We start from the raw sequence: 22,636 nt of genomic DNA on the forward strand, positions 1-22,636 counted from the left end.
TGTACGATATCATTCCAATATGTTTTTTAAGCATACTATTTGTCTCACAAAGCTTCGCTACGTATACTTAAACAAAAGATTGGAGAGTGGAATATGAAACATTTCATTACCCTCTTGTTCATAAGTAGCTTGTAAGAGATGAACTCCTTGTACGCTCTTGCAAGCTGCTTGTACTACAAGGAGGGATTACAAATATGAAATTTGAAAGAACACGTGCTTATACAAGACACCAACGTCAACGTACAATGCGCCGAAAAATGAATATTGCAAAACACGCATGGGGATATACTCCTGAAATTACCGGTATTTTTGCAAAAGGAAAAGTTCACTGTTCTTGCGGAATGTGTACAACAAAGTGGAGAACAGAAGGACCACCTGCTAGTGTACAGAAGTGGTTATACAAAATTGATACATACGAAGAATAATCGTTCTTTCTAAAAAAGGTCTTCTCTCGAAGACCTTTTTCCCTATTTAAAGACTTATTTACTCCAAATCTTCTCCCCAGTATGTGCATCAATATAACGAATTTCTCGGCTAAAATCGAAGAACTCTTTACGATTTTCATCCGTCGTTTGTTTATACAGTAATTGATATACCGTTTCCTCTGCATCATTATCTATATACCATTCTAATTTAACTCGGATGGCCTTTATATATATTTCTAACGCTTTTTCTTTTGTTACTTTTGGTGTTGTTTCATATGTGAGCAATTCTTTTATAATGTTGCTAGATTCTCCTGAGTAGTGCATCACAGCACCATTTTCTGTATTGATGTTGATCATAAATTGCATATACTCTACTGGAATCCCATTCACATATACGGAAAAGAAAAATCTTTCAACTCCATATTTTTCCTCATCTCGTTCATCCCAAAGATGAAGATATTGTGTAACATCTGGAATAACTCGTTCTAAAAATTGAAGTGCTTTCTGTAAGCATTCCTCTCTTGACAGTATTTGTTTTGCTTCTTTAGCTTCTGCCAGTTTTATAAAGCCAATTAACTCATTGGTTGATTTATTAATAGTAATGCCAACTAAATTATTATACTTTAACATCGGCAAATGTTTTTTAAAAAATTCATTCATTAAATATGGATTCTTCTCTTCTCTTTCTTTTTGCAATTCCTCTTTCGGTACAAATTTCATCCTTATTTCAAATTCATTTTCCGTCTCATCTACTTTTGTAAAACTTTCTTTATCCCAATCAAACAAAGCAAATATATCATCTTGTTGACTACCTTTTATCGGTTTGATAACCTCTACTGTTGGAGGTAATTTATAGTGATCTGGTCCAAACAAATCCTTACCTGTACTTGCATGAATAGACGCATGGACAGGTTCTGGCTCATACAAAAGGTGATATCCTTTTATTTCTTGTCCATTTTCATATGCACATGAGGAGAATGTTAAATCAGCAAACACCAGCCTCATATCTTGTCTAGCTTTCAGATTTTCTAAAACGATATTCTCATTAACAATTTCAATTGGCCATAACGGCTTTTCTTGTATACTTTTTCGTCCGTTATAGGAGAAATTCACAACATTCCCTGAAGGATGCACTCGCACAACACACCCTGTATTCGGCAATGGATATCCATTCACCTCTTGCATATAATTTACTTCCTTTAAATCTCGCCAATCCTCCACATATACATATGTATAAAGCTCAAATCCTTCTCGCAAATGATTTTTTATAAATTTATTTGCAATCTCTTTCGCTTTGTTCTCATCCATCTTTTCATTATTACTCGGAAAATAATCGTCATCATCTATTTTTAATTCAAGTAACGCTCCGGTATGTCTATTTAACGAAATTTGTATCGCTTTCTCCTCATCCTCTTTATATTCCCACCATAATAGATGATGCGGATCATCCACTCCTTCTTTATCATCTACAACAAGCCTATATTCATCTGGAATTTCAATAATATGAGCTACTTGCTCTTTTCTTTCTTTATCTTTTCGATTCATCATACCTCTCCTTAGTTATAAACTAAGTTAATTATAACAAAATTCCAGAAAAGGATTTAATTAACTAAAATAAAGCTAGAGATATATCTAATCTTTTACTTCATTTCACGATGTGGTGTCACTCGCTTTAATCGTGGACAATATTTTTTAGTTCGACGCGCTCTGAGTTGTTTCGTTTATTTTTCTTAGAAATATAATTCCAATCACTACATTCTGTACAAGCCAATGTAATATTTACACGTACGTGTATTTCCCCTCTCATTTATCCACGATTACAAATAAAACGTAATTATTATGATTCATTTAATATATAGTTCTATTTCAAATTGCCGATTATGAAAAAGACAAAAAACTGAAACAATTAGTTCATACGAATTTCACATGAATCTATTACTATAAGAATTGTACATAGCGAACTTACTAACAATCGCGTTTATTCATATATAAAATTTCATTTGAAAGGAGTTGAAAATATGAAAACTAAATATCGCTTTATGATTTCATCATTTGCTGCTTGCGCCTACATGATTTGGTGTTTAGTATAATAACAACTTCACTTGTAAATAGGAAAAGGTGTGTATATAAATGGAATATAACCAATCAACAGTTAACTACTGGAAAGCTTTTGTATTACCTTATACATTCGCTTTAGAAGAGTTAAAAACTAAATTTGAAATTATGAACCGGGAAGCTCAATTTTTAGAAGACTACAACCCGTTTGAACATATAAAAACTAGACTTAAACAACCCGAAAGTATCATTAGGAAGCTTGAGCGTAAAAACTTATCACCAACAGTTGAAAATGCTCAAACACAATTACAAGATATTATTGGCATCCGTATTACATGTTGCTTTGTAGAAGATATTTACCATTTAAAAGAGGTTATTGAGAAGCGCGAAGATATGGAAATTGTAGAAGTAAAAGATTATATCGCTAGTCCAAAACAAAATGGTTATAAAAGTTTACACATGATAATAAAATATCCATTGTCACTAAATTCTGGTACGAAAGATGTCTTTGCAGAAATTCAATTACGTACACTGGCGATGGACTTTTGGGCAAGTTTAGAACATAAACTTTACTACAAATATGAAGGAAACATACCTGATTATTTGAAGGATGAACTGCACGATGCTGCTATGAAAGCTGAAGATCTTGATAATAAAATGGCAACAATCCGTCAAGATATTGATGACATTGAAGCATGTTCAAATCAAATTTTATTACCACTTTAAAAAGGTTCTCTCCTATGAGAACCTTTTTTATTTCTTTTCTATCGTACGAACCTCTTCAATTTTCCATCCTTCATCTTCTTTTCCAAGCCCATATTGTACTTTCTTCTGAAGAGTAATTCCCCCGTCTATTTCCTTTTCCTCTGTTTCAACAATAACAAGCCCACCTTTAAGAGCTTTCATATTCATATGTTCCAATTCGATTTTCTTATTTCCCTTTTGAAATGCCGCTTCCTTTTGTGTTTTTAAGTCTTCCGCACCGAGCATTTTGTTTGAAAATAACGTCATATGCTCAGTGAAGTTTTTTTCATTCGTCGTTCGTACATATGCTTCAATAACCCCTTGAATAGCCCCCTCTTCTTCTTTCGTTATATGTACTTGTTCTTCCGTCTTCTTAGCGACTGTTTTCTTTTCTATATGCTCCTCTTTAGATTGACAACCAACTAACAATAGTCCGACTAGAATAGCGACTCCTAATTTCCCCGTAAAACCTCTCATCTTTTCACCCTTCCTAAAAAGAAAAAATGAGGCAAAAATGCCTCACTTTCTTTTATAATTAGCGTCTTCCTTTATTTGGGTCGCCGCCGCCAACAATATCAAAGACACGTTTAGCTATATTTGTATTCTCTTGAACGCCAGAGAATAAGTATTTACCTGGTCCGAATGCATATACGTTCACATCTTCACCTGTATGTCCACCCGTTGTCCATCCTGTAACCGAACGCTTATTGAAGATATCCTCAATCGCATTATCAATCTTTGTTACATCTTTTGATGGAGCTATATCATTTACAGCTTTAATTTCTTCTGGTGTTAATTGTAGATCAATATACTTTTTCAATGTTTCTTCTACATTTGCACCTTTTGCAATCTCATTTGCCATAAAGTCTGGTGTACGTTTCGCAGCTTTAATCGGCTCTACTTTAAAGTTATACTCACCATTCGCACCTAAAGACAATCCTCCAGTAGAATGGTCTGCAGTTGCAACAACTAATGTATTTTTATCTTTTTTCGCAAACTCAATCGCTGCTTTAAATGCTCTTTCAAAGTCTTCCATTTCACTCATTGCTGCAACGATATCATTATCATGTCCAGCCCAGTCGATTTGACTTCCTTCAACCATTAAGAAGAAACCATTTTTATTTTTGTTCAAACGATCAATCGCTGCATTTGTCATCTCTTCTAATGACGGTGTTTTATCATTACGATCAATCATTTTATCTAAACCGCCTGGTGCAAATAGGCCAAGAACTTGATCGTTTTTATCATTTAATAATTGATTACGATCGGTTACATAACTATAACCAGACTTCTTAAACTCTTCGGTAAGATTACGGTCTTTTCTAACAAAGTTATTTACGCCACCGCCAAGCATAACGTCTATTTTATGCTTATCTTTTATTTTCTCATCAAAGTAATCATTTGCGATTTCATCCATATTTTTACGACTAATGTTATGTGCACCGAAAGCTGCTGGTGTTGCATGTGTAATTTCAGAAGTTGCAACAAGTCCAGTTGACTTTCCTCTTTCTTTCGCTTGCTCAAGCACTGTTTTTACTTTTGTTTTATCATTATCAACTGCAATAGCTGCATTATATGTTTTTATACCTGCTGACATCGCAGTTGCTGCTGATGCAGAGTCTGTAATATTTTCATGTTCATCTTCTGGATATGTTTTTTGTGTTCCTACAAGATGTTTATCAAATTCTGTAGATTCCATTTCAAATGTTTTTGGATTGTCTTTCATGTAGCGATGAGCTGTCATATATGAAGGCCCCATACCATCCCCAATTAATACAATGACATTTTTAATCTTTTGATCGCTATCTTTCCCATCCGCTTTAACACTGTCTGTGCGTGTGAAATTCCACGTCGCTACAGAAGTAATTGCCAATGACGCCACAACCGCAAATGGCCATGCTTTTTTTACGAACTTTTTCACTTTTTTGTCCCCCTAATTAAGTTATTCATTTCCCACTATCAAATTTAATAGAAGACTGTTAAGAGAAAATTAGTTATATGTAAATTTTTTGTTAACTTATGTAAATATAAGTTATAATTTGTATAACTGTGTCCTTTCATATCAATCATAGCGCCCTTTACAAACTAAATATAAAAAAATTAGATTTCTTTTAACGTAAACCTCTTACTTTACATTTCGTAACAATATCAACTCTATTTTTAAAAATAAAATAGAAACTTGGTGAACCTTTATGAAAACAATAAAACTAAACGAATCTTCCATTCTAGATTTACTCTCTCTTTGTGAATCAGTCGGGTGGCTACAGCACGAAAGTTTTATGAAAGAACAATTCCATATGTACCTTTCAATTGGCACAATTTTTGGCTATGTACATGAGAATAAACTTATTGCATCTGGAGGGGTGTTTTCATTCGACCCTGGATTTTCTTCTATCGGCATGTTAATCGTACATCCTGATTTTCAAAGACAAGGCATTGGCCGTATCTTGCTAAATAACAGCTTAAAACTAGCTCATTCACCGCTTCCTATTATGCTCATTGCAACAAAAGCTGGTGAACCTTTATATCAATCATATGGATTTCAATCAATAACAACAATTCATCGTTTCGAAAAACAAGCAACTTACATAAATACAAATTCCGTTCCCATAAAACAAATTCAGCAAACTGATCTTCAATCTCTAATTTCTCTTGATCAAACTGCGACTGGTGCACATCGTTCTAAGATTTATTCATCGCTACTATCAAGAGCAACTTACTCATTTAAAATTGAACGGAATAATCAAATAGATGCTTTTGCTTTATGCATACAAAAAGGAAATGTACTATGTATTACTCCACTTATTTCAAAAAAAGAAGCAGACTCTATTCAATTATTAGAAATGATTTGTAAATCGTGGAATGGGACAATACGCATTGATGTTCCGCATTCACAATTCATATTCCGCCAATTTCTGCAAACAGCAAATTTCCATGAAACACTTCTTTCACCTCTTATGATAAAGAATAGTAATCAACTTCCTGGAAACCGTAATATGCTATTTGCTATGATAGATGCAGCGTTATGCTAGAAAGGGGACAACTAATTGAAGCAACTTACCTATCTTATGGCGGGCTGTCTGACTCTTGCATTATTAGTAGGATGTAGTGCCGCAGAAAAGCCCGTAGAACAAGTAAAACAAGTGAAAAATACAATTACTGCGAAATTAACTACAGAAGAAAAAATGATTGAAATAGATGGTCAAACGATTTACTTTAAGCAAATTGGCAGCAAGAAACCACCTTTACTTATGATTCACGGATTCGGTGGATCATCAGATGGATTCCAAAAGATTTATTCTGATTTAGCAAAAGATCATACAATTATTTCTGTGGATGCTTTAGGATTTGGGCGTTCATCTAAACCGATGGACTTTTATTATTCCTTTCCAACTCATGCGAACTTATATTATAAGTTAATGAAAAAACTAGGTTATGAGACATTCGCAATACTCGGTCATTCCATGGGCGGAGAAATTTCTCTTAATTTAACATATTTATATCCTGATGCGGTTACCCATCTTATTTTAACCGACGCTACAGGTGGCCCTCACTCATTAGTAAATAAACAAGGCTCTCCTAAACCACAATTGTCGACGGATTTAAGTACAGTTTCTTCTGTTGCAGACTATAATGAAAGCAAAGTCAAATTTAAACGTAATGATGAAGAACATTATAACAAAATGAAATTGTGGCCTAGGCGTCTTCAAATCAATGCAAATGAAATAAAACAACCAACTTTAATTATATGGGGAAGAAATGATAGTAGTGTTTCTTGGAAAGAAGGAGAAACTTATCATCAATTCTTAAAAAATAGCACTTTTCATATTATAGAAAAAGGTTACCACGCACCATTTCGTCAAGAACCACAAGAATTTGTAGGGTATGTACAAGATTTCTTTGAGAAAAATCCTATAAGTGCTGAAAAATAAACGGGTATCTCATTTTTGAGATACCCGTTTTCATATATTAAGCAGCTTGCTTTTGGCGTTTTTGAGTTTTTGATCCTAATACTTTCGGTATAACGAAACCATCGATTCCAAGTTTTCCAGCATTCATACCAGAAACAAGAACGAACATTGATAAGATAACCATTTCAGGGTTTACACCAATTGACCCACTAAACAGATAGGAAAAGTTCATTACAAGACCGAAAAAGACCGCTGTTTTTGTTAAACAGCCTACAATTAAACCAATCCCGACTAAAATTTCTCCCCACGTTACAAGTGTATTAAACAGATCTACATTTGGAATTGCAAATTCTTGTAAGAATGATGCCCACCAAGATTGAACCGCCGGTTGTGCTCCCTTAGATTTTTCAATTGCACCTTGTAGATAGCCAGTTGCATCGAATCCTTTCCCTTGTAGTTTACCGATTCCAGCCATTAGCCATGTGTAACCAAGATATACTCGGATTATCGCTAATACAAAAGAAACTGCTTTGTTTTCTCTTAAAAATTGAATAACCATATCTTCCTCCTAAAGTTGTAATTAAGTTAGTTACAAATAATATAATAACATTGGTTACTTATTTTTATAATGTTAATTATGAATAATTCGTGACATCCGAATACAACATCCAAAACTAACGTTTATATAGTAACTTTTATTACCTGTAAAAACTTGAACATATCATACCACAGTTGATAATCATTTTCACTGAAAAAATTGTTAAAAAACTGTGTGCTAAATGTAAAACGTGTTCATTCTATATTTGAATAAGTGTATTTTAGACTATTCATATAATCGAAATGTACGGGTCTTTTCATCAATTAATCTTGCTTCTTGAAAAGCATCTTCTAATGTTTTTTTATGATTAATAAGCCCGTAAAATAAGCAAATTGTAAACATAAGTGCTGCATTTCCATCCACATAATCTATCGATCCAATATACGATTTTGCACCATTTTGTAAAAATACTTCTGCTAGTTTTTGTTCACCTAACGTACAACCACTATTTACAATATGGATATTATGCAATTTTGCATATCTCTTAATTTCTGCTGCACCAAAGTATCCTCTCGGTTCATTTTCGTCATACACATCTTCTCCTAACTCTTCCATTACAAATTCCCCTTCATCACCATGAAAGCAAAAAATAACATAATTGATATCTTTATATAAAGTCTTTCCGGAAAGAACATCGATGAAATCTTTCGGTCTACCGATCCAATATGTCACAACTCTCGCCCCAAAATATTCAAGTGTCGCTCGAATTGATTGCATTTCCAAATCAGAGTTATAGCCAACTACTAGTGCAATGTTCATTTGACATCCCCCTCCCTATAAATCTATTTGATATATCCCCGTTTCTTCTAAAAAATCATCTCTCGTTAAAACTACTTTTTGTAAATATTGTCTATAAGCTGTAATTGTTCCATCATGCGAAACGATACAAACTTTTTCTGCTTTTAACTGATAGCACCAATGCAGAAACTCACCTACTATTTGTTGAAATTCCTTCTCTCGGATTATATTGATTCCCTCATTCCATAACAGTTCATTTGTACTTTCTTCTAACGAAAAATGTGGAAATAAATTTCTAATTATCTTTCGATCTAACAATTGATCACACGGCAATGTTTTAGCTAATTCACGATAAGGGAAAATGCGTGGGGATATATATGGATGAACGATTTTTTGACAAGCAACATTCGAACTCCACATTGTCGCAGTTTGTAGTGTTCGTAGTGTAGGACTAGCGATTAATATATCCCTGTCTTGTAATGGTACATCGCACTGAAGCAATTTAGCCTGCTTCTTTCCTACTCCCGTCAACGGCGGATTCACCACTTGCAAACTTAATGGTAAATCCTTTGTATGTTCACCTTCACCATGACGAACAAAGACAAGTTTCATACTCCTCTTCCTCTCAATATAAAATGGTCTCACATATTCCTTCCCTATTTTATTCTTCATTCCTGCTATATGAAAAAGTAATATGTAAAAAATATTTGATATGAACATTTGGAAAACATTACAATTATATATGTCAAATATTTTTTACAAGAAGAGAAGGACCACAAATATGAAATGGATTATCGTCTTTATCGGAATAATCATATAGGGATACATAAATAGCTTTTTTAATAGTGATAAAACTGCTAATCCTTGGATTACAGATAATGAACGTGAAGCAAAAATTAAGCAAAAAGCAATTATCGCAAGCTGGTCCGGTGTTTTCATTTTTTGCATCATTAATCTCTTAAACAAATGGTTAGATTTAGGAGCGAGCGAAAAATCCCCTTACTTGCCAGACCCTTTCGGGGCTATTTTAAAAGAAAATGTAGAGTTACAAGTTTTACTTATGCTATTTATTACGTATGGAATATTTTACTTATATTACCGAAGAAAACTAAGTGCTTAACTTTTATCTCATGATTTTCCTCCTAAATGGTTATAGTAATTAGGACGAAATGAAAAAAGGAGAGATATAAAAATGAGTAACTCAAATGACTTTTTAGATACATTGCATGAAAAGCAAGCAAAAGATGAACAAAATAGAAAACATCAAGGGAATGGAAACCCTGCGAAAAAAAAGCCAAATAAGACGCATAAATAACATTGAAAATCCTGCCTAAAAATTATATTTCAGGCAGGATTTTTTACTCGTCTTTCACCGAAATGACATCTTCCCAATTCCATTTCTCATAATACCACTCTGGTACATCTATATTTTCAATCCACTTCTTTTCATATTTCCCATCGCTATGAGCAAGCCATACATCAGCTTTCTTACGATTTGAACGTATCCACATTAATTGGTTGCTCTTCTTTATAAAGATAGGATTATAATCACCTTGATTATAAGGTGGCTTTGTGATTTGATGTTGTTCATCGCTTGTACTATTTATCTCATATAAAGTTGGTAGTGGCCTTTTTTCCGGATGTATCGATAGTTCTGCTTCCTTTGCCCTTGAAACGATAATTACTTTATCGTTCTTCCATGTGAAGTCCCAATCAACATATCCTTTTGGAGTAAATGTATTTTGCTGTAGGGCTGGTAATTCTTTTACTTTTAAATGTTTATTCTCTAATGCAACTCTTCCGCTACCTTCAATATACGCCAATATATTTTTTGATGGCGACCATTGAAACCATTGTGTATTTAACAACATTTGATCTATTTTTTCAAAACGACTGCCGTCCGCTCGAATTAAACAAAGTGTATTACTATCCGCTGACAAAGAAGCTGTTGGTACTGCTAAAAACGAAATCCACTTTTGATCTGGTGACCACTTAAATCCACTTGCAACTAATGCTAAAAAGTCATCATGCTCATTCGGTAGTGCATATAAATGTTTCATCTTATGAGGATTCATATTTGCATCCTTTTCCATTTCATATAGCTGAGCTCCTGTCCATCCTGTTGGAAGCAAATACGCTTCAGATGATACAAGAAACCTCTTACCATCAGGATACCATGCATAGTCACCTACACCAGCTGATACATTTTCAAAATCTGCTTTCTTTTTTTCAGCATCAAACGTATTTAATGTACGTGCAAATACAAATGCAATTACATTCTCTATTGGTGACCATTGATAATTCGATGCTTCTGATTGAAACGGTGTAACTTTCTTTCCATCTTTCAGCCGATACAGTTCAAGATGATTTCGCTTCTTTCCTTTTGCATATGCGAGCCATCCTCCATCATATGACCATTTCGGCCCTGTTATGTACTCTCCTTTTGTAATCTGCTTTTCTTTTTCATCGACTTTAATCCAAAGATCATGATTACGAATAAAAGCAACTTTTACTCCATTATTTTCTGCGCTAATAATAGAAATTGTACAGAAAAAAAGAAACAAACTCACGCTGCCACTTACTATAAACTTTTTCATTTAACACCCCTATTTTTCCCTATAGCATCCCTCACATTCCGCTTGCTATATGCATGTTGTAGCCATTCGACATAATCCCCAAAAATTTCCCAAGAAATTTTTAATTCAAAGAGGATCGGTATGAATTATGTCGAATGTATAGTTTAGCCAACATCGGTCTTTATAATTAACGATAGAAATGTAATTTTTTTATTAGAGGGAGTTTCATTGTTGCAACTGATGCAACTGAAAATACATCTAATTTAAACTTTGATTTAGAAGTAAAGTAATAAAATTATTGTTGACAAGCTTTTCAATATAGTTTTATAATACAAAACATAGTTTAGTTGAACGAATTATATATCGGCTTTGAAGGAATACTAGTAGCGACTTATATCCCTGTCTCAGAGAACTGATGGTTGGTGCAAATCAGTACATATACAAGCGTGAATTACAATTCTGGAGCTTCTTTCCCGTAATGCTTTTTATGCATGAAGAGAAAGACGGATCTTTCCGTTATCTTAAAGTAAGTGGTAAACAATTAGTTGTTTACAAATAGGGTGGTACCGCGATTTTTATCGTCCCTATCGGATATTCCGATAGGGACTTTTTTGCGTCCTTTCCTTTTAAATAACTTCATATATACGCGTTGAAAGAATCGCAGTAGTATCTTGTATCCCTGTTTCAGAGAGCTAATGGTCGGTGGAAATTAGCACATATATAAGTACGAATTACAATTCTGGAGCTTCTTTTTCGTAGTGCTTTTATGCATGAAGGAAAAGACGGAGTTTTTCCGTTATCATTAGTTGAGATGTAAGTATATTTTCACTTACAAATAGGGTGGTACCGCGATTCTTTCGCCCCTATCGGATGTTCCGATAGGGGCTTTTTCTATTTCTCACGCAAACAGTTGTTAAATAATTCCGAATCTTATGATAAAATTCTATAAGCGCTTACAATTTTGAAGGGAGGTGGTACAAGCTATACGAGCCAGTATTCATTTTTATAGAAAAAAAGGAGGATGTCTAAATGACAAAGAAAACAAAAATTCCATCACATTTAAAACCATTCGTATCCAAACAGCATTATGATCAATACACGCCGGTGAATCACGCTGTTTGGCGTTACATTATGAAACAAAACCATAACTTCTTAAAAGATGTTGCTCATCCAGCATACGTTAATGGACTACAATCATCTGGTATTAATATAGATGCGATTCCAAAAGTAGAAGATATGAATGACTGTTTAGCACCAAGCGGCTGGGGCGCCGTAACGATTGACGGACTTATTCCCGGCGTCGCATTCTTTGATTTTCAGGGGCACGGATTACTACCAATCGCAACAGATATTCGTAAAGTAGAAAATATCGAGTATACACCAGCTCCTGATATCGTTCATGAAGCAGCAGGACACGCACCGATTTTACTTGATCCTACATATGCAAAATATGTGAAACGATTTGGACAAATTGGAGCGAAAGCTTTCTCCACCAAAGAAGAACATGAAGCTTTCGAAGCTGTTCGTACATTAACGATTGTAAAAGAAAGCCCGACTTCTACACCTGAAGAAGTTGCAGCTGCTGAAAATGCTGTAATCGAAAAACAAAACTTAGTTTCTGGTTTATCAGAAGCAGAACAAATTTCACGTCTATTCTGGTGGACAGTGGAATATGGCTTAATCGGTAATATAGATGACCCGAAAATTTACGGTGCTGGTCTCCTTTCCTCTGTCGGTGAAAGTAAGCATTGTTTAACAGATGCTGTAAAGAAAGTCCCATTCTCAATTGAAGCTTGTACAGGTACAACTTATGACGTAACAAAAATGCAGCCACAGCTATTTGTTTGCGAATCATTTGAAGAGTTGACTGAGGCACTTGAGAAGTTCTCTGAAACGATGGCATTTAAAACAGGTGGCACAGAAGGATTAGAAAAAGCAATCCGCTCCGAAAACCATGCTACAACTGAGCTAAGTAGCGGATTACAAATTACAGGTACATTTACAGAGACAATTAAAAATGATACTGGTGAAGTCATTTATATGAGAACAAATACACCAACTGCATTAGCAATTCATAATAAACAGTTAGCAAATCATTCTACATCTGTGCATAGCGATGGATTCGGGACACCAATCGGATTACTAGATGGAGATATTGCATTAGAAAATTGTACAGAAGAACAATTACAATCATTATGCATTACAATTGGAAATAGTGCAGAGTTTACTTTTGCAAGTGGCATTCATGTAAAAGGAACAGTAACAGACATTGTAAAGAATGATAAAAAGATTGCTCTTATCTCCTTTATAGATTGTACAGTTACTCATAAAGATCACTTATTATTTGATCCTTCATGGGGAGCATTTGATATGGCTGTCGGCTCACAAATCACTTCTGTATTCCCAGGAGCGGCAGATGCAGCTGCATTTTTCCCAATAGATGAAGAAGTACAAGAAACTCCTGATCCGCTTGTACTGACTGAGCTTGAACGTATGTATCAAACGGTTCGTGATATTCGAGGTGAAGGTACTTTACACGACGCGCATGTCGAGCAATTAGTAGCAATCCAAGAAGTATTAAATAAATTTTATCCGAAAGAATGGTTGCTTCGTCTTGAAATTTTAGAATTGCTTTTAGAACATAACAAAGGTCATGAAGCATCAGCAGCATTATTACAACAACTTTCTACCTTCACAACTGACGAAGCTGTAACGCGTCTTATTAACAATGGTCTTGCACTACTACAGATAAAGGATGTGAAAAATGATGCTACGATTAGCTAATGAAGAAGTACAAGAGGAATTAGCAAAGCTGGATAAATGGACAGTGAAAGATGAAAAATGGATTGAAAGAAAATATATGTTTTCCGACTACTTAAAAGGAGTCGAATTTGTCTCTGAAGCCGCCAAACTATCAGAAGAACATAATCACCATCCATTTATCCTTATCCAGTATAAAGCAGTCATTATTACTTTGTCATCATGGAATGCAAAAGGTTTAACGAAACTAGATTTTGAGCTTGCGAAGCAATTTGATGAACTATTTTTACAAAACGAAAAAGCAATTATAAGAAAGTAAAAAAGAGAAGCCATTTTTAGGCTTCTCCTTTTATTTTGAAATGTATACAATGTCCAAATGGGTCCTCAACTTGTAATATTCCATCTTTGTACGTAGCAATCTTGCCAATATTTTTTAAGCTTTCACATACTTGTTCTTTTTGTTTTTCATCCGCTAGTACAATTGTGAAATATTTCAAGCCGACGGAATTTGGCATTTGCGGTGGTATCCCTTCACCTTGCCATGTATTTAAACCAATATGGTGATGATAACCACCTGCGGATACGAACAACGCTCCATTACGAGCTGGGATGGTTACTTCAAAACCAAGACCATCAACATAGAAACGTTTCGCTTCTTCCAAATCAGCTACATGGAAATGAATATGCCCCATCACAGTACCAGCTGGAAAGCCATTCCATGTACTTCCTTGCTGTAATAATTCTTCACCGGCTAACGGGTTACTAACAAATGGTAGCTCTCCATTTTCATCACGCCAAACTTCTTTTTGGCGATCATGATAAATTTCAATCCCGTTTCCATCTGGATCAGCTAAATAAAGGGCTTCACTAAAGTAATGATCGGCTCCGCCGTGCAGTGGATATACCATCTCTACAAGATGACGAAGAACATTCGCTAAATCCTGTCTGCTTGGTAATAAAATTGCGTAATGATATAACCCTGTTCTCCCTCTTTGTTTCGGAAAAGCTTCTTTCTTTTCTTCAATGATAAGGAGTGGCTCGTCATTTTCATTCCCAAATGTAACGACTGTTTCATCTTCTTTTAACACTTTCATGCTTAGTACTTCCGTATAAAACTCTAGTGATTTCTTTATATTTGATACGTATAAATGAACAACATCAAGTGTTGTATCGGAATGAAGTTGAAAACTCATCTTGTTAGCCCTCCATGTAAATTAAGCTTTTTTAAACACTTTTTCTTTTAAGAAATTATCTATAAAACCGTCTGCTTTTGCAACAAATAAGTACGCACCCATCGCTAACAATGCAAGTTCTAATTCGAAGCCAGGATTTTTTCCATCTCCTAATAAACCAGCTGACCATTTCACTTTTACAATTGCTCCAACCATAACAAGTGCAAATAATAATCCAATATATCTTACACCTAAACCTAGAATTAACAATAGACCACCAACTAATTCCACTGTTGCTACACCGTATGCAAGTCCTCCTGGTAAACCAATGCTTGTGAACCACCCTGCAATATTGTCAATTCCTGATTGGAATTTTGTTAAACCGTGCATAAAGAACGTTACCCCTAACACGATACGAATAATTAAGTTACCGATATGTTGATTCATTTCTTTCTCTCCTTTATAGTTTTCTTATACAGAACTTTTATTTACATTACAAAACATACACTAATTTTTTTTATTCGTCAATTCATTTTCAGTGGGAAAAAATATATTTTTTTTGCTATGATACAAATAGTTGTTTACAAAAAGGAGCTTGATTTTTATGAACATTGGTTCTGCAATACGTGAAATTCGTCAACGTAGAGGGATAACAATCGCACAAATTTGTGAAGGAACAGGCCTTTCTAAAGGCTTTATGAGTCAGGTTGAAAATAATAAAACATCACCATCTATCTCAACTTTAGAAACGATCTCCAATTTTTTAAACGTTCCCCTTCCCTATTTATTATTAGAACAAAAAGATCGGTTGAAAGTTGTAAAAAAAGAAGAACGTAAATACAGTGTATACGGAAAAGATGAACAAAGAATTGAACATGTTGCGGAGCAAGGTGGTCTTCGCCTATCTCTAGTAGAAATTCCTACCGGGTTTCCGAAAGAAAACTCACCAAATGCTCATGAAGGGGAAGAATGTCACCTTGTATTACGTGGAAAACTAGAAGTTCAACATGGGGAAGATATTGCAATTGTAGAAGAAGGTGATTCTTTCTCCTGGAATGCATGTGTTCCTCATATTGTTCGTAATGTAGGTGAAGAAACTGCATTATTACTTATCTCTAGTCATGCGGAAAATCGAAAACGTGTTTACTAAATAATAAAAAAGAAGCCTGTTTCAAACAGGCTTCTTTTTTATTCCCGTATAATTCCATAACTTGTCCCGACTAGTACAGTCTTTTCATGTTGGTTACGATAAACTGACTCTATTGAAACTTTTTTATACCCCTCCATTTGTTCAATATTTGTTAAAGTTAGTTCACAAGTAATCGTATCCCCTGTAAAAACTGGTCTAATAAACTCACTTACTAATTCCCTTGCGATGTAATGTAACTCTTCGCCTACTTTCGTCCCAATGCTAGCAGTCAATAAGCCATGAACCATTAATCGTCCATTCTCATCATATTCCATATGATGTCTACCTTTATCGCCTGTAATATTTGCAAATTCAAAAACTTCTTCCTCGGTAAACCTTCTTTCATATTTAAATACATCCCCAACTTTTATACTCATTTTTATCCCCCTAATAATAACTGAATTTTCTTTCATTTTACCATAAAATGAGCCTCAATTCATTTTCTATTATGAAAAGAATCAGAATTACTTAACTATGATTTTTCTTTACTTTCCGCTCATTTATCGATGGCCATCCCTTTTTGCCACTTGATACCCATAGTACGCACATGTTCCATTTCTTGATAACTCTCTTACTTCAAAACCACAGCTTCTATAAAAATCAAAATTGTTAGCAGATGTATGCGCAAACCAATCGCCATGTGGAAGCTTTTGCAAACAAAGAGCCACAAGTTTCTTACCTAATCCTTTTCCTCTATACTCACACTTCACAACTAAATTTACTATGTTAGCAACCATGATTTGATCAGAAATCACTCTAACCATCGCGACCATCTCTTCTTCATCCCAAATTGTGAAAGCCCATGTTGAATTTTCAAATGCTATCGTAAATTTTTCAATTTGCCAAGAAGGGATATTATCATTACTCCAGCCAGCATCTTCAAATAATGTTTTAATTGCATATGCTGGCACTCCATTCGTTCCTTCACGAATAATTAGTCCATTATGATAAATATACATTTAATCCCTCCTTTTATTTTTATATACCATTCTTCAAAAAGGACATTTCACCTTTAAAAAAGTGAATTTTTTCATCCAACTCTCTTAATAAAATAAACTAGGACATCAATTCCATGAAATGCAGTTGTTTTTTCATAGCTAAGCCCTGTTTTTCTAGCGACAAATATTGAAGCTGGGTGGTTCGGATTAATAAGTGAAATTAATTTATTCATTTGTAACGCTTGAAAACCATAGTCTCGAAATGCTGCCGCGGCCTCTTTCGCATATCCTTTCCCCCAATACTTAGGAAGTAGCCAATAACCAATCTCAATTTCCTCTTTTCCATCTACTTTCTGCTTGACAAGCCCTGCATGACCAATTCGTATGCCCGTTTCCTTTTCAATCATTACAAATAAACCGAGACCATTTTTATAATTCGGAAGTACCCACTCCTCCAAACTTTTTTTGCATTGCATATATGTTTTTAACGTTCCATTTCCAATATAACGCATTACCTTCTCATTCCCCCATAACGAAGCGTAGAACTGTAAATCATCCATTGTATATTTGCGAAATTGTAGGCGATCTGTATGGAACACTCTTTTATTCACTCCCATCATTTTGAACCTCATTACATAACAACATATTTCAAATTACGTAAGTGTTGAATGCTTTGTATTAAGAAAACCGCTAAAAGAAAGAATATTCAGTCTTAACAAGTTGTATTATATCAAAAAAAAAGCAGTAGACAAAAGAGTGTCTACTGCATCCATATTATCACTAGTATAAAGAAAACTACAACTGAGGGGGGTGTAGGATTTCGAAATATACTAGATACTTATCCCGTTCTAACGGGCGGTAAACTTTCCAATTTTTCAAGTGGAAAGTTTACCGCACATAAGAACTCTTGCGGTCAATTAGGACCGATTAAACTAGCAATTTCTCCAGCTTTAATATGTACATTTTAATAAGAAAAAAATAGATAAGATCGCTGTGAAAAGCGTAATGGATTTTTTCATTCTTTCACCTCTAATCGATAAGGATAATCATCGATTACTATTCCACTTTAATCGATAAGGATTATCATTATCAATGTGAAACGCATACATTTTCTACAAAAAACGAAAAAACGCTACAAAAAGAGTTCTTCTTTTCGTAGCGCCTCATTTAACAATTCTCTTCATATTCGCTCTCCTCTAATTGATCACGCATCGCTTTAACACGCCTAAAGAAGAGGAATGACAAACTTAAAAATAATATGATACTCCCCATCATAACAAAAGTTTGTACCGTCTCTTTTGCTCCATTCGGAATTAATAAACCAACCATCAAAAATGTACTTACTGCAAGAAGCACTTGTCCGAATCGGATATAATCTGCGATTTTTTGTTGTAATTCTTTCATTTATTTATCACTCCCCTCCTCACTGTATCATATTCTATGAAGCTTAAAGACAAGTAAATAGAGCCAATCTGGGAGATGTTTTCCAAAGAAAAAGAGCCGCTTAAATGCGACTCTTTCATATCTATTACAGGCCTTTATATGCTTCCATATAAATTTCTTTCAGTTCTGAAATAAGCGGTAATTTTGGATTAGCTGTTGTACATTGGTCTTCAAAAGCTCTTTCTGCTAACACTCCGACAACCTCTTCAAATTGTTCTTTAGCAACTCCTTGCCCTGCAATGCTCATATTAATATTCAAGCTTTTTCCAAGCGCAATAATTGCTTGAACGAGTGATTCCACACCTTCTGCTGTTGAACTCGCTGGAAGTCCGAGCATTCTCGCAATATGTGCATAGCGTTCATCCGCTACAAAGTGCTCATATTTTGGGAACAATGCGTGTTTTCTTGGCTTAATAGCATTATAGCGGACTACGTGCGGCATAAGAATTGCATTTGCACGTCCGTGTGGAATATGGAATTCTGGTCCAAGTTTATGTGCTAAACTGTGATTAATACCTAGGAATGCATTTGCAAATGCCATACCTGCGATTGCGGAAGCATTATGCATTTTTTCTCGAGCTTCTTCATCATTTCCATCTTCATATGCTCTCGGTAAATATTTAAATACGAGATCAATTGCTTTTAATGCTAAACCATCTGTATAGTCATTTGCCATAACAGACACATACGCTTCAATTGCATGTGTTAATACGTCCATGCCAGTATCTGCTGTTACATGAGGTGGTACTGTCATTACAAATTGTGGATCAACAATCGCTACATCTGGTGTTAATTCATAATCTGCGAGCGGATACTTTATATTATTTTTCTTATCTGTAATAACCGCAAATGGCGTCACTTCTGACCCTGTTCCTGATGTTGTTGGAATTGCAACAAACTGCGCTTTATTTCCTAATTCCGGATATTTACATGTGCGTTTTCGTATATCTAAAAACTTCTGTTTAATTCCATAGAATGTTGTTTCTGGGTGCTCATAGAATAGCCACATCCCTTTTGCTGCATCCATAGCTGAACCACCACCAAGTGCGATAATTACATCTGGTTTAAAGCTTTTCATCATGTCCGCACCTTTAAAAACAGTTTCATCTGATGGATCTGGCTCGACTTCAAAGAAAACTTCAACTTTCACATCATTTACATGTTTACGTAAATAGTGTGTAACTGTATCTACATAACCATGCTCCACCATTCCTGGATCCGTTACAATAAATGCACGTGAAATATTGGGCATGTTTTCTAAATATGCTGTCGCATGTTTTTCAAAATAAATTTTTGGTGGTAATTTGAACCATTGCATATTCTTTTTTCTATTTGCCAGCCTTTTTATATTTAATAAATGAGTCGCCGTTACGTTTTGGGAAACTGAGTTTTTCCCGTAAGAACCACAACCAAGCGTAAGTGATGGAATAAATCCGTTATATATATCGCCAATTCCCCCTTGTGATGAAGGTGCATTTACGATGAGACGGCAAGCTTTCATGCGTAATCCAAATTGTTTTTGTACTTCTTTATTTGTAGAATGAATGACTGCTGAATGCCCTAAGCCACCAAGGTCTAGCATTCCTTCACAGTATGTTAATCCTTCTTCTAATGAATTTGCTTTTACACAAGCTAATACTGGGCTCAGTTTCTCACGAGATAGCGGATACGCTGCTCCGATACCTTGTATTTCAGCTACAAGCATTTTTGTATTCTCAGGCACAGTAATCCCAACTAATTCGGCAATATACTGCGCTGATTTCCCTACAATATCGCTATTTACTGCACATGTATTTTCATTAATAACAAGCTTTTCTAATTTTCTTCTCTCTTCTTCTGTTACAAAGTAACAATTGTTTGCAATCATTTCTGTTTTAACATCATCATAAATTTCCTTATCTACAATGATAGCTTGTTCTGATGCACAAATCATTCCGTTATCAAACGTTTTCGATAAAATCAAATCATTAACAGCTCGTTTAACATGTGCCGATTTCTCTATATAACATGGTACATTACCAGGGCCTACACCTAACGCTGGTTTGCCAGTAGAATAAGCTGATTTCACCATACCAGCTCCTCCAGTTGCTAGAACGAGTGCAACACCTTCATGGTTCATTAATTGTTTCGTTGCTTCGACAGAAGGTCTTTCAATCCATTGAATACAGTGCTTTGGTGCACCAGCCTTCACTGCTGCATCATATACTGTTTTCGCCGCTGCAATGGAACAATTTTGTGCAGAAGGGTGAAATGCAAAAATAATTGGATTTCTCGTTTTTATTGCGATTAATGCTTTAAACATCGTTGTCGACGTTGGATTAGTTACTGGTGTTACTCCTGCTACTACACCGACAGGTTCCGCAATTTCTATTATTTCTTCATGAGGATCTTCATGAATAATTCCTACCGTTTTATCTTTCTTTATGCTATGCCAAATATATTCAGTGGCAAAAATATTTTTAATGCATTTGTCTTCATATACACCACGGCCCGTTTCTTCAACAGCCAATTTCGCAAGTGGCATATGTTGATCAACACCTGCTAGTGCCATTTCATGAACAATGTTGTCAATTTGCTCTTGTGTAAAACTATCTAATGCTTGTAAAGCTTTTTGACCGTTCTTCACTAACGTATCAATCATCTCTTTTACCTCTTGCATTTCATTTACAACTTTCTCTTTGACTACCATGTAAATTTCCTCCTATTCTACTATCGTGGTCCTTATATGTCCCTATAGGTCAAAATAAGTCCCTATTATCGTAAAAAAAATAGAGTTGCCTTCTTACATGAACCTCATTGTTTGTGAAATATTTCACAAGTTTGTTCGTGAGTAACATTTCATGAATTTAATATACAGGAAATCATTTCATTTGTGTGTGTCTAATTTGTGAAATATTTCACAAATTAGCATAATAAAAATGTACTGCTCATATAGAGCAGTACATTTTTATTATGCTAACGCTTGTGCTAAATCTTCAATTAAATCTTCACCATCTTCAATACCGACAGAAATACGAATTAATGTATCTGTAATTCCTAATTCTTTACGGCGATCAGCTGGAATAGATGCATGTGTCATTTGTGATGGAATAGAAATTAAGCTTTCTACTGCTCCTAAACTTTCAGCAAGTGTAAAATATTGTAGTTTTTCTAGTACTTTATTTAATGTTTCTTCACTATCTACATCAAATGAGATGATCGCACCAAATCCGTTCGCTTGTTCTGTTGCTAATCCGTGATTTGGATGTGATTCAAGACCCGGATAATATACTTTATTTACTTTTGGATGGTTATTTAAAAACTCAGCAATTGCGCGTGAATTTGTTTCATGCTCTTCCATACGAATTCCTAGTGTTTTTAAACCACGAAGTAGTAAGAAGCTATCTTGTGGTCCAAGAATGCCTCCTGTTGAGTTTTGTACGAAATGAAGGTCTTCTGCTAATTGTGGGCTATTTACAACTACTAGGCCTGCAACCACATCACTATGCCCACCTAAATATTTTGTTGCACTATGAAGTACAATGTCTGCTCCTAAAGAAATTGGTGACTGCCAATACGGCGTCATGAATGTGTTATCAATAATTGTTAATAAATCTTTCTCTTTTGCAAGAGTGGATATTTTCTTAATATCAGTAATTTTCAGTAACGGATTCGTCGGTGTTTCCACATAAATCGCTTTCGTATTTGGGCGAATTGCTTCTACAACTTCCTCTAGGTTTGTTGTATCTACAAAGGTATGCTCAATGCCGAAACGGTTTAGTACTTTTGTAATAACGCGGTATGTTCCACCGTAAACATCGTCTGTTAAAATGACGTGATCTCCTTTTGAGAATAACATAATTGTTGCTGTAATAGCTGCCATCCCTGAACCAAATGCAAATCCAGCATGACCATTTTCTAATACTGCAATCATTTCTTCTAAAGCTGAACGAGTTGGATTACCTGTTCGTGAATATTCATATCCTTGATGCTTACCAACTGCTTCTTGTTTGTACGTACTCGTTTGATAAATCGGTACGTTTACAGATCCAGTTGAAGGTTCTCCTATGCGAATACCATGAATTAACTTTGTCTTTGCTCTCATTTT

24 protein-coding genes, 1 pseudogene and 2 other annotated features are annotated in these 22,636 nt (G+C 34.9%); of the genes and pseudogenes, 9 read left to right on the plus strand and 16 right to left on the minus strand.

Annotated elements, in window-relative coordinates; translation table 11 throughout:
- Positions 1-194 precede the first annotated feature (194 nt).
- A complete protein-coding gene (locus MR109_RS04345; RefSeq protein ID WP_242271169.1) occupies positions 195-425 on the plus strand; it encodes a hypothetical protein in 231 nt (76 codons plus the stop codon).
- A gap of 54 nt (positions 426-479) precedes the next feature.
- On the opposite strand, the gene MR109_RS04350 is transcribed toward MR109_RS04345, so the two are convergent.
- A complete protein-coding gene (locus MR109_RS04350; protein WP_242271170.1) occupies positions 480-1,973 on the minus strand; it encodes a YcdB/YcdC domain-containing protein in 1,494 nt (497 codons plus the stop codon).
- Positions 1,974-2,065: 92 nt separating this feature from the next.
- Positions 2,066-2,232: pseudogene (rpmG, locus tag MR109_RS04355) on the minus strand (50S ribosomal protein L33).
- A gap of 323 nt (positions 2,233-2,555) precedes the next feature.
- Here rpmG and MR109_RS04360 point away from each other — a divergent pair.
- A complete protein-coding gene (locus tag MR109_RS04360; protein WP_002173533.1) occupies positions 2,556-3,206 on the plus strand; it encodes a GTP pyrophosphokinase in 651 nt (216 codons plus the stop codon).
- Positions 3,207-3,233: 27 nt separating this feature from the next.
- On the opposite strand, the gene MR109_RS04365 is transcribed toward MR109_RS04360, so the two are convergent.
- Positions 3,234-3,701, minus strand: coding sequence for a hypothetical protein (locus MR109_RS04365; protein WP_071718578.1), 468 nt, complete (start codon positions 3,699-3,701; stop codon positions 3,234-3,236).
- A 58-nt stretch (positions 3,702-3,759) separates the two neighbouring features.
- A complete protein-coding gene (locus MR109_RS04370) occupies positions 3,760-5,145 on the minus strand; it encodes an alkaline phosphatase (RefSeq protein ID WP_242271171.1) in 1,386 nt (461 codons plus the stop codon).
- Between the two features lie 271 nt (positions 5,146-5,416).
- Between MR109_RS04370 and MR109_RS04375 the strand changes: the two genes are divergently transcribed.
- Positions 5,417-6,256 carry a GNAT family N-acetyltransferase gene (locus MR109_RS04375; protein WP_242271172.1) on the plus strand — a complete coding sequence of 280 codons (840 nt, stop codon included), beginning with the start codon at positions 5,417-5,419 and terminating at the stop codon, positions 6,254-6,256.
- Positions 6,257-6,292: 36 nt separating this feature from the next.
- Complete coding sequence (locus MR109_RS04380) at positions 6,293-7,156, plus strand: alpha/beta fold hydrolase (RefSeq protein WP_374202565.1); 864 nt, start codon at positions 6,293-6,295, stop codon at positions 7,154-7,156.
- 37 nt (positions 7,157-7,193) lie between these two features.
- On the opposite strand, the gene MR109_RS04385 is transcribed toward MR109_RS04380, so the two are convergent.
- The 3 genes from MR109_RS04385 to MR109_RS04395 form a co-directional block, all read right to left on the minus strand.
- Complete coding sequence (locus MR109_RS04385; protein ID WP_002173538.1) at positions 7,194-7,694, minus strand: DoxX family protein; 501 nt, start codon at positions 7,692-7,694, stop codon at positions 7,194-7,196.
- Between the two features lie 264 nt (positions 7,695-7,958).
- A complete protein-coding gene (locus tag MR109_RS04390) occupies positions 7,959-8,492 on the minus strand; it encodes a delta-aminolevulinic acid dehydratase (RefSeq protein ID WP_242271174.1) in 534 nt (177 codons plus the stop codon).
- Between the two features lie 15 nt (positions 8,493-8,507).
- Positions 8,508-9,083, minus strand: coding sequence for a histidine phosphatase family protein (locus tag MR109_RS04395; protein WP_098303766.1), 576 nt, complete (start codon positions 9,081-9,083; stop codon positions 8,508-8,510).
- Positions 9,084-9,297: 214 nt separating this feature from the next.
- Between MR109_RS04395 and MR109_RS04400 the strand changes: the two genes are divergently transcribed.
- Together MR109_RS04400 and MR109_RS04405 are read left to right on the plus strand one after the other, a co-directional pair.
- Complete coding sequence (locus MR109_RS04400) at positions 9,298-9,591, plus strand: phosphoglycerate mutase (RefSeq protein ID WP_242271217.1); 294 nt, start codon at positions 9,298-9,300, stop codon at positions 9,589-9,591.
- Between the two features lie 72 nt (positions 9,592-9,663).
- Positions 9,664-9,786, plus strand: coding sequence for a DUF4023 domain-containing protein (locus MR109_RS04405; protein WP_002173541.1), 123 nt, complete (start codon positions 9,664-9,666; stop codon positions 9,784-9,786).
- 43 nt (positions 9,787-9,829) lie between these two features.
- On the opposite strand, the gene MR109_RS04410 is transcribed toward MR109_RS04405, so the two are convergent.
- Complete coding sequence (locus tag MR109_RS04410; protein WP_242271175.1) at positions 9,830-11,068, minus strand: TolB family protein; 1,239 nt, start codon at positions 11,066-11,068, stop codon at positions 9,830-9,832.
- Between the two features lie 339 nt (positions 11,069-11,407).
- Positions 11,408-11,636 (plus strand) — a binding site (T-box leader).
- Positions 11,637-11,687: 51 nt separating this feature from the next.
- Positions 11,688-11,915: a binding site (T-box leader), on the plus strand.
- A 161-nt stretch (positions 11,916-12,076) separates the two neighbouring features.
- Here MR109_RS04410 and MR109_RS04415 point away from each other — a divergent pair.
- Positions 12,077-13,831: an aromatic amino acid hydroxylase gene (locus tag MR109_RS04415; RefSeq protein ID WP_242271176.1), complete on the plus strand. Its 1,755-nt coding sequence runs from the start codon at positions 12,077-12,079 to the stop codon at positions 13,829-13,831.
- The gene (locus MR109_RS04420; RefSeq protein ID WP_242271177.1) at positions 13,812-14,126 is read left to right on the plus strand and encodes a 4a-hydroxytetrahydrobiopterin dehydratase; all 315 of its coding nucleotides are present in this window, start codon (positions 13,812-13,814) and stop codon (positions 14,124-14,126) included. The genes MR109_RS04415 and MR109_RS04420 overlap by 20 nt, the downstream gene beginning before the upstream one ends.
- A 16-nt stretch (positions 14,127-14,142) precedes the next feature.
- Here the strand turns inward: MR109_RS04420 and MR109_RS04425 are convergent, their stop codons facing one another.
- Positions 14,143-15,000, minus strand: coding sequence for a VOC family protein (locus MR109_RS04425; RefSeq protein ID WP_098789259.1), 858 nt, complete (start codon positions 14,998-15,000; stop codon positions 14,143-14,145).
- A gap of 21 nt (positions 15,001-15,021) precedes the next feature.
- Positions 15,022-15,426, minus strand: a complete 405-nt coding sequence (locus MR109_RS04430; RefSeq protein ID WP_025147374.1) for a DoxX family protein — start codon at positions 15,424-15,426, stop codon at positions 15,022-15,024.
- A 157-nt stretch (positions 15,427-15,583) separates the two neighbouring features.
- On the opposite strand from MR109_RS04430, the gene MR109_RS04435 reads away from it, so the two are divergent.
- Positions 15,584-16,129: a helix-turn-helix domain-containing protein gene (locus MR109_RS04435; RefSeq protein ID WP_025147373.1), complete on the plus strand. Its 546-nt coding sequence runs from the start codon at positions 15,584-15,586 to the stop codon at positions 16,127-16,129.
- 38 nt (positions 16,130-16,167) lie between these two features.
- Here MR109_RS04435 and MR109_RS04440 read toward each other — a convergent pair whose 3' ends face one another.
- From MR109_RS04440 to MR109_RS04465, 6 genes are all read right to left on the minus strand, one after another.
- Entirely contained in the window at positions 16,168-16,545 is a 378-nt protein-coding gene (locus MR109_RS04440; RefSeq protein WP_000025007.1) for a hotdog family protein, read from the minus strand.
- Between the two features lie 123 nt (positions 16,546-16,668).
- A complete protein-coding gene (locus tag MR109_RS04445; RefSeq protein ID WP_002173549.1) occupies positions 16,669-17,127 on the minus strand; it encodes a GNAT family N-acetyltransferase in 459 nt (152 codons plus the stop codon).
- A gap of 71 nt (positions 17,128-17,198) precedes the next feature.
- On the minus strand, positions 17,199-17,726 hold the full coding sequence (locus MR109_RS04450) for a GNAT family N-acetyltransferase (protein WP_242271178.1): 528 nt from the start codon (positions 17,724-17,726) through the stop codon (positions 17,199-17,201).
- Positions 17,727-18,273: 547 nt separating this feature from the next.
- Positions 18,274-18,510 carry a YrhC family protein gene (locus MR109_RS04455; RefSeq protein ID WP_071718570.1) on the minus strand — a complete coding sequence of 79 codons (237 nt, stop codon included), beginning with the start codon at positions 18,508-18,510 and terminating at the stop codon, positions 18,274-18,276.
- A 124-nt stretch (positions 18,511-18,634) separates the two neighbouring features.
- On the minus strand, positions 18,635-21,238 hold the full coding sequence (gene adhE / locus MR109_RS04460; protein ID WP_242271179.1) for a bifunctional acetaldehyde-CoA/alcohol dehydrogenase: 2,604 nt from the start codon (positions 21,236-21,238) through the stop codon (positions 18,635-18,637).
- A 261-nt stretch (positions 21,239-21,499) separates the two neighbouring features.
- Positions 21,500-22,633, minus strand: coding sequence for a bifunctional cystathionine gamma-lyase/homocysteine desulfhydrase (locus MR109_RS04465; RefSeq protein WP_242271180.1), 1,134 nt, complete (start codon positions 22,631-22,633; stop codon positions 21,500-21,502).
- Between the last annotated feature and the right edge of the window lie 3 nt (positions 22,634-22,636).

This window comes from Bacillus cereus group sp. BfR-BA-01310 (assembly GCF_022664325.1).
Taxonomy (GTDB): domain Bacteria; phylum Bacillota; class Bacilli; order Bacillales; family Bacillaceae_G; genus Bacillus_A; species Bacillus_A paramycoides.

Excerpts from the sequence above, each read along its gene's own strand:
- MR109_RS04465 (WP_242271180.1), bottom strand. The coding sequence starts at position 22,633 with ATGAGAGCAAAGACAAAGTTAATTCATGGTATTCGCATAGGAGAACCT.
- MR109_RS04375 (WP_242271172.1), top strand. The coding sequence starts at position 5,417 with ATGAAAACAATAAAACTAAACGAATCTTCCATTCTAGATTTACTCTCT.
- MR109_RS04360 (WP_002173533.1), top strand. The coding sequence starts at position 2,556 with ATGGAATATAACCAATCAACAGTTAACTACTGGAAAGCTTTTGTATTA.
- MR109_RS04395 (WP_098303766.1), bottom strand. The coding sequence starts at position 9,083 with ATGAAACTTGTCTTTGTTCGTCATGGTGAAGGTGAACATACAAAGGAT.
- MR109_RS04410 (WP_242271175.1), bottom strand. The coding sequence starts at position 11,068 with ATGAAAAAGTTTATAGTAAGTGGCAGCGTGAGTTTGTTTCTTTTTTTC.
- MR109_RS04350 (WP_242271170.1), bottom strand. The coding sequence starts at position 1,973 with ATGATGAATCGAAAAGATAAAGAAAGAAAAGAGCAAGTAGCTCATATT.
- MR109_RS04425 (WP_098789259.1), bottom strand. The coding sequence starts at position 15,000 with ATGAGTTTTCAACTTCATTCCGATACAACACTTGATGTTGTTCATTTA.
- MR109_RS04430 (WP_025147374.1), bottom strand. The coding sequence starts at position 15,426 with ATGAATCAACATATCGGTAACTTAATTATTCGTATCGTGTTAGGGGTA.
- MR109_RS04435 (WP_025147373.1), top strand. The coding sequence starts at position 15,584 with ATGAACATTGGTTCTGCAATACGTGAAATTCGTCAACGTAGAGGGATA.
- MR109_RS04450 (WP_242271178.1), bottom strand. The coding sequence starts at position 17,726 with ATGATGGGAGTGAATAAAAGAGTGTTCCATACAGATCGCCTACAATTT.
- MR109_RS04420 (WP_242271177.1), top strand. The coding sequence starts at position 13,812 with ATGATGCTACGATTAGCTAATGAAGAAGTACAAGAGGAATTAGCAAAG.
- MR109_RS04440 (WP_000025007.1), bottom strand. The coding sequence starts at position 16,545 with ATGAGTATAAAAGTTGGGGATGTATTTAAATATGAAAGAAGGTTTACC.
- MR109_RS04345 (WP_242271169.1), top strand. The coding sequence starts at position 195 with ATGAAATTTGAAAGAACACGTGCTTATACAAGACACCAACGTCAACGT.
- MR109_RS04405 (WP_002173541.1), top strand. The coding sequence starts at position 9,664 with ATGAGTAACTCAAATGACTTTTTAGATACATTGCATGAAAAGCAAGCA.
- MR109_RS04445 (WP_002173549.1), bottom strand. The coding sequence starts at position 17,127 with ATGTATATTTATCATAATGGACTAATTATTCGTGAAGGAACGAATGGA.
- MR109_RS04385 (WP_002173538.1), bottom strand. The coding sequence starts at position 7,694 with ATGGTTATTCAATTTTTAAGAGAAAACAAAGCAGTTTCTTTTGTATTA.
- MR109_RS04380 (WP_374202565.1), top strand. The coding sequence starts at position 6,293 with ATGGCGGGCTGTCTGACTCTTGCATTATTAGTAGGATGTAGTGCCGCA.
- MR109_RS04390 (WP_242271174.1), bottom strand. The coding sequence starts at position 8,492 with ATGAACATTGCACTAGTAGTTGGCTATAACTCTGATTTGGAAATGCAA.
- MR109_RS04365 (WP_071718578.1), bottom strand. The coding sequence starts at position 3,701 with ATGAGAGGTTTTACGGGGAAATTAGGAGTCGCTATTCTAGTCGGACTA.
- MR109_RS04455 (WP_071718570.1), bottom strand. The coding sequence starts at position 18,510 with ATGAAAGAATTACAACAAAAAATCGCAGATTATATCCGATTCGGACAA.
- adhE (WP_242271179.1), bottom strand. The coding sequence starts at position 21,238 with ATGGTAGTCAAAGAGAAAGTTGTAAATGAAATGCAAGAGGTAAAAGAG.
- MR109_RS04415 (WP_242271176.1), top strand. The coding sequence starts at position 12,077 with ATGACAAAGAAAACAAAAATTCCATCACATTTAAAACCATTCGTATCC.